This window comes from Streptomyces bambusae, assembly GCF_020532645.1.
GTDB classification, from domain to species: domain Bacteria; phylum Actinomycetota; class Actinomycetes; order Streptomycetales; family Streptomycetaceae; genus Streptomyces; species Streptomyces bambusae.
Map to the genome: position 1 here is coordinate 11,020 of NZ_JAJAUZ010000068.1, position 12,372 is coordinate 23,391.

The following is a 12,372-nucleotide window of genomic DNA, read 5'->3' on the forward strand; positions in this document are numbered from 1 at the left end:
CCTAGCTGTCGTACCGGGCGGGGTTTTCCGTGTCCGATTTGCCTTGGAGGATCCGCTCAAGGGCGGCCCGGCCGGGCAGGCGGCGGGGGCGGATCACGCGGCCGCTGCGGACGTGCAGGAAGGCGGTGGTGACCCGTTCGGGGTCAATGCCGAGGGATTCGGCCCAGGCCAGGCGGTACACGGCGAGCTGGAGGGGGTCGGCGTCGGTGCCGTGGCCGGTCTTCCAGTCGACGATCTCGTACGTGTCGCCGGCCGGGTCGCCGTCGGCGGCGGGCGCCCGGTAGACGGCGTCGATCCGGCCACGGACGACGGCGCCGGCGAGGGTGAGCTGGACGGGGACCTCCAGCCGGTACGGGGTGCGGTCGGCGTACGGGCTGCGCTCGAAGGCGGCCTTGAGGAGGGCGAGGTCGCGCTCGTCGGCGATGTCGCCGGCGTCCTCGGGGTCGCTGCCGGGCAGGTCGTCGGGGTCGGTGAAGGGGAGTTCCAGTTCGTCGAAGCGGGTTTCGACCCAGGCGTGGAAGCGGGTGCCGCGGCGGGCTGCGGGCTGCGGCGGTTTGGGCATGGGCCGGGCCAGCTCGCGGGTGAACGCCTGCTCGTCGGCGGCCAGCCGCAGCAGCGCGCTGGCGGACAGCGAGGCGGGCAGCGGCACGTCGCGTACGGCGGTCCGGGCGCGGCGCAGCTCGCCGGCGAGCGCGTCGAGGTCCCGGTCCCAGGATGCGACGAGGCGGGCCTCTTCGGGGGTGAGGCGGGAGGCGGCGGTGGCGGCGGGCCGGGCGGGGGCCCTGTCGGGTTCACCGGCCCGGGGGTCGCCGGCCCAGGGGTCGTCGGCCCAGGGGTCGCCGGCGGCGGCCTCGGCGTACGGGGCGGGGGCGGGCGGGTCCTCGTGGGGGGCGGCCCAGGGGTCGGCGCCCGGGCCGTACGGGTCCTCGTCGGCGGGGTCGGGGTAGGGCTCCTCGTCGGCGGGGTCCGGGTAGGGGTCTTCCTCGGCGGGGTCCGGGTAGGGGTCGGCGGTCCGGCCCGGGCCGGGCAGCGGGGCGGGGGCGGGCTCGGCGGGGTCCGGCCACAGGTGCGTGTCCGGGCCGTACGGGTCCTCGTCGGGTGCGGGCGGGGCCTCGGCCGGGTCCGGGCGGCCGGCCGGGGCGGTCGGGTCTTCGCAGTCCGGGGGCCAGAGGTAGGGGTCGGCGGAGGGGGCCGGGGCGTCGAGGAGGGCCAGGACGGTGTCGGCGGCGCGGCGGCGGTGGTGGAAGGAGTCCGGGTCCAGGGGGAGCGGCCAGGAGCGGTCGGCGAGGTCGGCGGCGAGGGCCGGGTTCTCGGCGTCGGGTTCCGGGGCGTCGGCCCAGGCCTCGATCTCGCCGTGGCCTTTCTCGCAGTGCTCGTACAGGGCCTGGAGGAACGCGGACGGGCCGCGGTGCTTCTTCTGGGTGGGCCCCCACCAGTGGCCGGAGGCGAGGAGGAGGGAGCGGGGCCGGGTGAAGGTGACGTAGCCGAGGCGGAGCTCCTCGGTGGCCTGGTGCTCCTTCTGCTCGGCCTTGAACGCCTTGAGGGCGCCGGCGGTCCAGTCGTCGAGGGCCGGCAGGGTCGGGGCGTCGCCGCGCAGGGCGTACGGGAGGACCTGCGGCTGGGCGGTCCAGGACTCGCGGGGCTGGGCGCTCGGGAAGGAGCCGGCGACCAGGCCGGGGACGGCGACGACGTCCCATTCGAGGCCCTTGGACTTGTGGGCGGTGAGGACCTTGACGGTGTCGTCGCCGCCGGGCAGGGCGTTGTCGAGGCCCTTCTCGTACCGCTCGGCGGTGTGCAGGAAGGAGAGGAAGGCGAGGAGGGTGGCCTCGCCGTCGAGGGCGGCGAAGCCGGCGGCCACGTCGAGGAAGTTGCCGAGGGTCTCGCGGCGGCGGGCGGCGAGGGCGTGCGGGGACGCGGAGAGTTCGACGTCGAGGCCGGTGGTGGCGAGGACGCGGTGCAGTACGTCCATGAGCGGGTCGGACAGCGAGCGGCGCAGGTCGCGCAGCTCGGCGGCGAGGCGGGCGAAGCGGACGCGGGCGTCGGCGGAGAACGGCAGGCCGTCGTCGGCGGCGCCGTGCGGGTCGGCGACGTCGAGGAAGGTGTCGAGGGCGTCGGCGAGGGAGACGACCTCGGAGGGGTCCACGCCCTCGACTGCGGCGGCGAGGCGGGAGTGGCCGGCGGGGGTGCCCGTGCCCGCCGGGCCGGTGTCCGTGCCGAGGCCGGTGTCCGTGCGCGCGTCCGCGCCGCCGCCCTGGCCCGTGCCGGAGCCCGTACCCGTGCTCGGGCCGGAGGGCGTGGCGGAGCCCGGGGCGGGGGCGGGGCTCGTGTCCGGGGGCGGGGTGGGGCGGGAGACCAGGAGGCGGGCGCGGCGGCCGAGGAGGGCCAGGTCGCGGGGGCCGATGCGCCAGCGGGGGCCGACCAGGAGGCGGACGAGGGCGGCGTTGGCGCCGGGGTCCTGGAGGACTTCGCAGACGGAGACGAGGTCGGCGACCTCGGGCAGGTGCAGGAGACCGGACAGGCCGACGACCTCGACCGGGACGTCGCGGGCGACGAGCGCGGCCTGGATGGCGGCGAAGTCCGTGGCCGAGCGGCACAGCACGGCGATCTCACCGGGGGCGGTGCCGGTGCGGACGCGGTGGGCGACGGAGTCGGCGAGCCAGTCGAGTTCCTCGGCGTGGGTGGGAAGCAGGGCGCAGCGGACGTAGCCGTCGCGTTCGGCGCCGGGGGCCGGGCGGAGGGCCTCGACGCCTTCGTGACGGGCGCGCAGCGGTGCGGCCAGGGCGTTGGCGAGGTCGAGGAGGCGGCCGCCGCTGCGGCGGTTCTCGCTGAGGGACTGGCGGGTGGCGGGGCTGCCGTCGGCGTGCGGGAAGTGGTGCGGGAAGTCGTCGAGGTTGGCGACGGACGCGCCGCGCCAGCCGTAGATGGCCTGGCAGGGGTCGCCGACGGCGGTGACGGCGTGGCCGGTGCCGTGGCCGAAGAGTCCGGACAGGAGGAGCCGCTGGGCGACGGAGGTGTCCTGGTACTCGTCGAGGAGGACGATCTTGAATTCCTCGCGGAGCAGCGCGCCGACCTCGGGGCGGGTGGTGGCCAGCCGGGCGGAGAGCGCTATCTGGTCGCTGAAGTCGAGGAGGTCGCGGGAACGTTTGGCGGCGCGGTAGCGGACGGTGAGTTCGAGGAGTTCCAGGCGGGCGCGGGCGGCCTCGGGGATCTTGCGGAGGTCGTCGTTGGTGAGCCGGGCGGTCGCCAGGGTGTCCAGGAGCGCGGTGTCGTGGGCGCGCAGGGCGTCGGGGTCGACGAGGTGTTCCGAGAGTTCGGCGTCGAGGGCGAGGACGTCGCCGACGAGGTCGGGGAGGGAGCGGGTGAGCGCCGGGTACGGGCCGGGGGCCTCGCGCAGGACGCGGGCGGCGAGCTGGAAGCGGGTGGCGTCGGCGAGCAGGCGGGAGCTGGGCTCCAGGCCGATGCGGAGGCCGTGGTCGGTGAGCAGCTGCCCGGCGAAGGCGTGGTACGTGGCGATGCGGGGTTCGCCGTCCGGTTCCGCGGCGGGGGACGGGTCGGGGTCGGTGATGCCGGCGCGGGCGAGGGCGGTGCGGACGCGTTCGGAGAGTTCGGCGGCGGCCTTGTTGGTGAAGGTCAGGCCGAGTACCTGGTGCGGGGCGACTTGGCCGGTGCCCACCAGCCACACGACCCGGGCGGCCATCACGGTGGTCTTTCCGGAGCCGGCTCCGGCCACGATGACCTGCGGGGCGGGCGGCGCGGTGATGCAGGCCGTCTGCTCCGGGGTGAACGGGATGCCAAGGAGCTCTTTGAGCTGCTCGGGGTCGGTGAGGTGTGCGGGCACGGTTCACCAGGCTAGCGGGCCGGTCGGACATTGCGGTCACGCTTCGGGCTCCGGCCCCGGACCCCCGCGCCTCAATCGCCGGCGGGGCTTGTTTTCGCGGCCCGGGCCCCGCGCCTCGCTCTCCCCCGGCCCCAAGGTGGCGGGGCTCAGGGATTCGGGGCTCCGCCCCGGACCCCGGTCCTCAAACGCCGGACGGGCTGGGATTGCCCCGCCCCGGGCTGGGAGTCCCCCGCACAGACTGGGATTCCCCCGGCCCGGACTGGATTTCTTCCCGCCCGGGCTGGATTTCCCCCCGCCCGGACTGGGATTCCCCCACCCCGGACTGGGATTCCCCCCGCCCGGACTTCGGCTGCCTGCTGGACCTCGGCCGGGGCGCGGGGTCAGTCGAGGAGTTGGCGGCCTTCCGGTTGGGCTGTGCAGGCGGTGCGGAAGGTGCAGTGGGTGCAGTGGCGGCCGGGCGCGGGGGTGAAGCGTTCGTCGAGGACGCGGCCGGCCGCGGTGGCGAGGAGGTCGCCGACCCATTCCCCGGCGAGCGGTTCCTGGGACTGGATCTTCGGGTGGTCGTCGCCGCCGTCCCGTTTGGCCGCGCCCTGCCGCAGCTGGACGAGTTCCGCCCCGCCGGCGGCCGGACGTACGCCGTCGAACGCCTCGTCGACCGCCCCCTCGCGCACGGCGAGCTGGTAGACGGCGAGCTGCGGGTGGCGGGCGACCTCGTCGCGGGTCGGGGCGGACTTGCCGGTCTTGAAGTCGACGACGTACGCCCGGCCCTGCGGGTCGGTCTCGACGCGGTCCATGGAGCCGCGGATGCGGACCTGGATGGTGCCGTCGGTGCCGTCGGAGTGGTCGCCGGAGTCGGCGTCCGGCCGGCTCCCCGTGCCCGCTTCGAGGGTGACGTCGAACTCGTGCTCGGTGGCAACGGTGGTGCGCCCGGCCCGGTCGGAGACGTGCCAGCGCAGGAAGCGTTCCAGGGCGGCGCGGGCGTTCTCCTTCTCCTGGCGGGACTTCCACGGCGCGTCGAAGGCGAGCGCGTCCCACACCGAGTCGAGGCGTTCCATGAGGACGGCCAGGTCGGCGGGGGTGCGGCCGGAGGCTACCTCGTCGGCGAGGACGTGGACGACGTTGCCGAAGCCCTGGGCGGCGGTGGCGGGTGCGTCGGCCTTGACCTCGCGGCCGAGGAACCACTGGAGGGAGCAGTTGTTCGCCAGCTGGTCGAGGGCGCTGCCGGACAGTGCGACCGGCTGCCGGCGGTCGCGCAGCGGGACGCTGCTGCGAGTCGGCTGGTAGAGGCCCCACCAGCGCTGCGGGTGGGCGGCCGGGACCAGCGGCTGGCCGTCCTCGTCGGCGAGCGCGGCGAGGGTGGCCAGACGGCGGGCGGCGGCGTCGCGCAGGGCGGGCGAGGCGGCGGGGTCGACGGTGGTGGCGCGGAGTTCCGCGACGAGCGCGGAGACGGCGAGGGGGCGGCGCGGGCGGCCGGCGACGTCCTTCGGCTCGACGCCGAGTTCGGCGAGGAAGCGGGAGGGCTGGTCGCCGTCCTCGGCGGGGGCCTTGACGGCGGTGACGACGAGGCGGTCGCGGGCGCGGGTGGCGGCGACGTAGAAGAGGCGGCGCTCCTCGGCGAGGAGGGCGCCGGGGGTGAGGGGTTCGGCGAGGCCGTCGTGGCCGATGCGGTCGGCTTCGAGGAGGGAGCCGCGGCGGCGCAGGTCGGGCCAGAGGCCCTCCTGGACGCCGGCGACGACGACGAGCCGCCACTCCAGGCCCTTGGAGCGGTGGGCGGTCATGAGCCGGACGGCGTCGGGGGCGGTGACGCGCTTGCCGAGGGTGTCGGCGGCGACGTCCTCGGCGTCGAGCTGTTCGAGGAGGTTGAGGGCGCCGCGGCCGCCGGTGCGTTCCTCGGCGCGGCCGGCGGTCTCGAAGAGGGCGCAGACGGCGTCGAGGTCGCGGTCGGCGTTGCGGCCGGCGGGGCCGCCGCGGCGGGCGGCGCGTTCGAGGCGGGTGGGCCAGTTGGTGCCCTCCCAGAGGGCCCAGAGGGCCTCCTCGGCGGTGCCGCCGCCTTCGAGCAGCTCGCGCGCCTTGCGGAGCAGCAGGCCGAGGTTCTGGGCGCCGCGGGCGTAGCGGGGGTCGTGCGCGACGAGCCGGTCGGGCTCGGCGAGCGCGCGCGCGAGCAGCACGTCCGACGGGGCCGGCACGGCCACCCCGGCCGCCCGCTCCTCGTCCCGCAGCGCCCGCCCCAGCCGGCGCAGGTCCGCCGAGTCCATCCCGCCGAGCGGCGAGCCGAGCAGCTCGATGGCGGTCTCGACCCCGATCCAGCCGGCGGTGACGGGGGCGGGGCCGGTCGCACCGGCGCCCCCGGATGCGCCCCCGGATGCGCCGTCGGAGGCGCCGTCGGGTGTGGGAAGCGCCGCGTCCGGATCCGCGGGCTCCGTGCCGGGCACCCCCGCGGGTCCGCCCGCCGGATCCGCGGCTTCGGCGGGCACGGCGGCGGGCGGCGGGGCGTCGTGGGCCGGGTCCGGCTCCGCGGAGCCGGCGGGGGCCGCTTCCGCCGGCAGGCCCGCTGCCGCCAGGGCCGTGGTGCGGAGGGCGGTCAGGAGCGGGGTGACGGCGGGTTCGTGGCGGAGCGGGAGGGTGGTGGCGTCGGTGGTGGTGGGGACGCCGGCGGAGATGAGGGCGCGGCGGAACGCGGGGAGGGCGCGGCCGCCGGCGCGGACCAGGACGGCCATGTCCTGCCAGGGGATGCCGTCTTCCAAATGGGCGCGGCGCAGGATGTCCGCGATGTTGTCGAGCTCGGCGCCGGCGGTCGGGTAGGTGTACGCCTCGACCCGGCCGCCGGGGCGGGTGGGTGCCAGGTCTCGGTGGGCGCGGACGGCGGCCGCGGGCAGCCGGGGCACCGGCATGCGGGTGGTGAGCAGCCGGGTGGCGGCGAGCAGGTTCGCGGCGGAGCGGCGGCCGGTGGTGAGGACGCGGACGCCGGCGCCGGGGAAGGTGTCGGCGAAGCCGAGGATGCCGCCTATGTCCGCGCCGCGGAAGGCGTAGATCGACTGGTCGGGGTCGCCGAACGCGATGGTGTCCCGGCAGCCCAGCGCCTTGAGGAGGCGGACCTGGGCGGCGTCGGTGTCCTGGTACTCGTCGACGAAGACGGCGTCGTACCGCTTCCACAGCTCGGTCTCGGGCCGCTCGGCGAGCAGCACGGCCCGGTGGACGAGTTCGGCGTAGTCGAGGGACCCGGACAGGTCGAGGACGTCGAGGTACTCGGCGAGGAACGCGGCGGCGGCCTGCCAGTCGGGGCGGCCGGTGCGGGCCGCGAAGGCGCCGAGGGCCTCCGCGGACAGGCCCAGCTCGCGGCTGCGCGCGAGGACGGCCCGTACCTCGTCGGCGAAGCCGCGGGTGGTGAGGGCGGCGCGCAGGTCGTCGGGCCAGCGGATGGAGCCGAGGTGCCGCTGGCCGTCGAGCAGCTCGCGGACCATGACGTCCTGCTCGGCGCCGGAGAGCAGGCGCAGCGGTTCGACGAACAGGTCGGCGTCCTGGTGGGCGCGGACCAGGGCGTAGCAGAAGGAGTGGAAGGTGGTGGCCTGCGGGGCGCGGGCGCCGCCGAGGCGCAGGGCGGTGCGGTCGCGGAGTTCGACGGCGGCCTTGCGGCCGAAGGTGAGGACGAGGATCCGCTGCGGGTCGGCGCCGGCCTCGACGCGGGCGGCGACGGCCTCGACGAGGGTGGTGGTCTTGCCGGTGCCGGGGCCGGCGAGGACGAGGAGCGGGCCGCCGGGGTGGTCAACCACCGCCTGCTGGGCTGCGTCCAGTACAGGAGGATCCGTCTGCCCCGGCCCGGTGCGCACCAGTCGGTACGCGTCATGGGTCCGCGTACGACGGCCGGAAGGGGAGGAGCTCACGTGGATCGCCGGTCCCTGCTGGTGGGTGTGCTGGTTGTGCTGACGGTGCCGCTGGTGGCGCGCGGCACGTCCGGTGCGGGCGTGCGGGGATGCGCGCGAGGGAAAGACGCTACGCCACGACGGGCGGTGCGCGCACGGTTCCGGGACGGTCGCCCGGACGGGTGCACGGCTCCCCGTACGGGCCCTGCATGGCGGAAGCTGTCCAGTGTGAGCTTCGTCAACCCCGCGCGCCGGCGTGCCCCGGGCAACCCGCGTACGAAGACGGCCGCGCCGCTGCCGGTACGGGGCGGCGGCGGGCCGGGCGGCGGGCCGGCGGGCTCAGCCGGGTCCGGCGCCGACCGGTGCCGTCCCGGTGCCTTCGGTGCCGTCCCAGCGGGCCCGGCGGAGGTCGAGGCGGGGGACGTGGCCGTCCGCGGAGCGGGGCGCGGGGCGCAGCGGGGTGCCTTCCTCGCGGTAGTGGGCGAGGGCGCGGAGTTCGTGGCCGGGCAGCAGGGTGCCGTCGGCGCGGACCACGCGCCACCAGGGGACGGCGCCGCCGTAGAGGGACATGGCGCGGCCGACCTGGCGGGGGCCGCCGCGGGTGGCGGGGGCGGTTCCGTCGGGGCGTTCCTCGTCTTCCTGGGCGAGCCATTCGGCGACGTCGCCGTACGTCATCACCCGGCCGGGCGGAATCCGCTCGGCCACCTCCAGGACCCGCTCCGCGTATTCGGGGAGCTCGGGCAGCACCGCATCGCTCATCCGGCCCATGCTGCCCTATGGCACCGACACCGCACCCTGCCGACCGCCCGTACGGTCCGGCCGTGCCACCATCTTCCGGGCGGTGACTGGTGATACGAGATCAAGAAGAGACGGCGGAGACGGCGAAGGAGCAGGGTGTGAGCCCTCCGGATGCGGAGTCCACACCCCGGGGCGCGGACCCCGGGGAGCCGCCCCTGCCTGCCTCCGGGCCGGAGCGGGCACCGCAGCCCCCGCACGGCGCCGACGGCATCGACGGCACCGCGGGCCTCGACGGGCCGGACGTGCGGGACCTGCCGGACGACCCGCTGTCCGAGCAGGGCGTGGAGCAGGTCGAGGTCGACGAGCCGCTGCTGGCCGCCCGGGTGCACCGCCCGTCGGACCTGGTGCGCGTCCTCGTCGGCATCCTCGGCATCGCCGTGGTCCTGGCCATCGCCGCGTTCGCCCACGGCACGACCGTGGGCTTGGAGGCGGACATCAGCAAGGGCACCGGCCAGGCGCCGGCGCTCCTCATCAAGATCGCCGGCCTGGTGTCGAGCATCGCCGTGCTGCTGGTGCCGGTCGCGTTCGCGATCGAACGGCTGATCAAACGGGACGGCCTGCGGATCGCGGACGGCGTGCTGGCCGCGGTCCTTGCGCACGGGGTGACGCTCGCCACCGATTTGTGGGTGGCGCAGACCGCCCCGGACACCATCCGGGACGCGCTGACCCGCCCGCAGGCGGGCGAGGCGATGAGCGATCCGGTGCACGGCTACCTCGCGCCGGTGATCGCGTACATGACGGCGGTGGGCATGACCCGCCGGCCGCGGTGGCGGGTGGCGCTGTGGGTGGTGCTGCTGCTGGACGCGCTCGCGATGCTGGTCGGCGGGTACACGACGCCGTTCTCGATCCTGCTGACCGTGCTGATCGGCTGGTCCGTCGCGTACGGCACGCTGTACGCGGTCGGCTCGCCGAACGTGCGGCCGACGGGGCAGAACCTGCTGGGCGGTCTGCGCCGGGTCGGTTTCCAGCCCGTGACGGCGATGCGGGTGGAGGAGCCGGAGGTCCCCGAGCACACCGACCGGGGCCGCCGCTACCTGGTGACGCTGGAGGACGGGCCGCCGCTGGACGTGACAGTCGTGGACCGGGAGCAGCAGGCGCAGGGCTTCTTCTACCGGGTGTGGCGGCGGCTGACGCTGCGCGGGATCACCACCCGCCGGAGCCTGCAGTCGCTGCGGCAGGCGCTGGAGCAGGAGGCGCTGCTCGCGTACGCGGCGATCGCGGCGGGGGCGAACGCGCCGAAGCTGATCGCGACCTCGGAGCTGGGTCCGGACGCCGTGATGCTGGTGTACGAGCACCTGGGCGGGCGGACGCTGGACGCGACGCCGGACGAGGAGATCACCGACGAGCTGATCCGCAACGCGTGGCAGCAGGTGAAGGCGCTGCAGTCGCGGCGGATCGCGCACCGGCGGCTCGCGGGGGACGCGCTGGTGGTGGATCGTTCCGGCAGGATCACCCTGACGGACCTGCGGGGCGGTGAGATCGCGGCCGGTGACCTGGTGCTGCGGATGGACATCGCGCAGCTGCTGACGACGCTGGGCCTGCGGGTGGGCGCGGAGCGTTCGGTGGCGTCGGCGGTGGCGGTGCTGGGCGGGGACGCGGTGGCGGACTGTCTGCCGCTGCTCCAGCCGATCGCGCTGTCGCGGTCCACGCGGGCGACGCTGCGGCGGCTGGCGCGGGAGCGGTCGCAGCGCGAGCGGGACGCCGTACTGGAGGCCTCGAAGGCGGCGAAGGAGGCCCGGGAGGCGATGTCGGCGGCGGCCCGCCAGTCCGCGAAGGCGGAGAAGGCCGAGAAGAAGGCCGACAAGAAGGCCGAGAAGCAGGCGCTGGACGTGGCGCTGGACGAGGCCCGCGAGGAGGACCTGCTGTCGCAGATCCGCCGGCAGGTGCTGCTGATCCGGCCGCAGGCGCCGGTGGAGCCGGCCCGGCTGGAGCGGATCCGGCCGCGGACGCTGGTGAGTTTCATCGCGGGTGCGTTCGCCGCGTACTTCCTGCTCTCGCAGCTGACGCACGTGCAGTTCGACAAGGTGATCGGCGAGGCGCAGTGGGGCTGGGTGGCGGCGGCTGCCGCGTTCTCGGCGCTGAGCTATTTCGCGGCGGCGATGAGCCTGCTGGGGTTCGTGCCGGAGCGGGTGCCGTTCCTGCGGACGGTGCTGGCGCAGGTGGCGGGGTCGTTCGTGAAGCTGGTGGCGCCGGCGGCGATCGGCGGGGTGGCGCTGAACACGCGCTTCCTGCAGCGGCAGGGGGTGCGGCCGGGGCTGGCGGTGGCCAGTGTCGGGGCCTCGCAGCTGTTCGGGCTGGGCAGTCACATCGTGCTGCTGCTGTCGTTCGGCTACCTGACGGGTACGGAGAAGACGCCGGAGATGACGCCGTCCCGGACGGTGATCGCGGGGCTGCTGACGGTGGCGGTGCTGGTGCTGGTGGTGACGGCGATCCCGTTCCTGCGGAAGTTCGTGGCGAGCCGGGTGCGGGCGCTGTTCGCCGGGGTCGTGCCGCGGATGCTGGACGTGCTGCAGCGGCCGCAGAAGCTGCTGACCGGGATCGGCGGGATGCTGCTGCTGACCGGCTGCTTCGTGATGTGCCTCGATGCGTCGATCCGGGCGTTCGGGGGTGGCCAGGCGATCAGTTACGCGAGCATCGCGGTGGTGTTCCTCGCCGGGAACGCGCTGGGGTCCGCGGCGCCGACGCCGGGTGGTGTGGGGGCGGTGGAGACGACCCTCACGCTCGGTCTGATCGCGGTCGGCCTCGACAAGGAGATCGCGATCTCGGCGGTGCTTCTGTTCCGGCTGATGACGTTCTGGCTGCCGGTGCTGCCGGGCTGGCTGTCCTTCAACCACCTGACCCGCAAGGAAGCGCTGTAGGGGGGCGGGGCCTTCGTGTCCCGCCGGGGGTGCCCGCCCCGATCGCCGGCGCGGCCCGGCCTCGGGGCTCCGCCGCAAACCCCGGTCCTCAAGCGCCGGACGGGCCGGCTTTGCCCCCCGCCGGGGTTTGAGGCGCGGGGTCAGAAGGCCAGGGGGAGGGTGGCCAGGAGGAGGAGGGAGCAGGTCAGTTCCACGGCGCCGACGACGGCGATGCGGGGCCGGCGGGGCGGGAGGAGGACCGCTCGGGCCAGGAAGACCGCGAAGGGGAGGGCGAGCCAGGGGGAGAGCAGGGCCGCGGCCGCCAGGGCGAGGGCGTGGCACGCGACGGAGGCCCGGCGGTAGACCGGGGAGTTCCGTTCGCGGATCATCGTCTTCACGTGGGGGACCGTGCCCCCGAAGTAGAGGAGGCAGGCCGCCACCGCCGGCCACGCCCCCGCGTACGACCCGCTGCCCATGCGGTACGTCACGGCCAGCATCCCGCACGCCGGCACGACCGCCGCGAGCCCGTTGAGCAGTGCCCGCTCCCGGTTGCGCCACGCGTGGTACGTGTTCACGGCGACGAACGGCACGGCGCACAGCGCGGCCGGCACCAGCCACGGGTACGGGAAGAGCAGCGGCGCCCCGAGCGCCGCGCACCCCGCCCCGAAGACCAGCCCGGGCCGTACGTGCCGCCCGGCGGCCCGCGGGTTGCGGGCGACCCGGCGCAGCCGCAGCCACTGCTGCCCGTGGTGGACGGCGACGTATCCGGCCGGCCAGGCGACGAGCAGTGCCAGGTCCGCGGGGGCGGGCCCGCCGAGCAGGATCCCGCCGAGGAAGGGGACGGCGAGCATCGCCCACGCCCCGTGCTGGTCCGGCAGCCACCGCGTCCGCCCGCCCGTCCGCGCAGCCGTCCGCCGAGCCGTCCGCACACCGTCCACCCCGGCCCCCTTCCCGCCGTCGCCCAAATCGGCATTGCAGCACGTAATTTCCGAACCTCCCAAGCCAGTTGGGGGTCTCCAGCATGGCACCGCGGGTCCCG

Annotated in this window: 5 protein-coding genes; 1 reads left to right on the top strand and 4 read right to left on the bottom strand. The window is 75.8% G+C overall.

What is annotated here, in order from left to right; all coding sequences use genetic code 11:
* Nucleotide 1 precedes the first annotated feature (1 nt).
* The 3 genes from LG634_RS31550 to LG634_RS31560 form a co-directional block, all read right to left on the bottom strand.
* A complete protein-coding gene (locus LG634_RS31550; RefSeq protein WP_226738885.1) occupies nt 2-3,838 on the bottom strand; it encodes a UvrD-helicase domain-containing protein in 3,837 nt (1,278 codons plus the stop codon).
* 380 nt (nt 3,839-4,218) lie between these two features.
* A complete protein-coding gene (locus LG634_RS31555) occupies nt 4,219-7,719 on the bottom strand; it encodes an ATP-dependent helicase (protein ID WP_226738886.1) in 3,501 nt (1,166 codons plus the stop codon).
* A gap of 318 nt (nt 7,720-8,037) precedes the next feature.
* On the bottom strand, nt 8,038-8,457 hold the full coding sequence (locus LG634_RS31560) for an MGMT family protein (protein ID WP_226738888.1): 420 nt from the start codon (nt 8,455-8,457) through the stop codon (nt 8,038-8,040).
* A gap of 137 nt (nt 8,458-8,594) precedes the next feature.
* Between LG634_RS31560 and LG634_RS31565 the strand changes: the two genes are divergently transcribed.
* A complete protein-coding gene (locus tag LG634_RS31565; protein WP_372482528.1) occupies nt 8,595-11,354 on the top strand; it encodes a lysylphosphatidylglycerol synthase transmembrane domain-containing protein in 2,760 nt (919 codons plus the stop codon).
* A gap of 140 nt (nt 11,355-11,494) precedes the next feature.
* Here the strand turns inward: LG634_RS31565 and LG634_RS31570 are convergent, their stop codons facing one another.
* On the bottom strand, nt 11,495-12,271 hold the full coding sequence (locus tag LG634_RS31570; protein WP_226738892.1) for a YwiC-like family protein: 777 nt from the start codon (nt 12,269-12,271) through the stop codon (nt 11,495-11,497).
* Nucleotides 12,272-12,372: the final 101 nt, after the last annotated feature.

What these genes read in the sequence shown, in the direction of transcription:
- LG634_RS31560 (WP_226738888.1), bottom strand. Translation starts at nt 8,457, where the DNA reads ATGAGCGATGCGGTGCTGCCCGAGCTCCCCGAATACGCGGAGCGGGTC.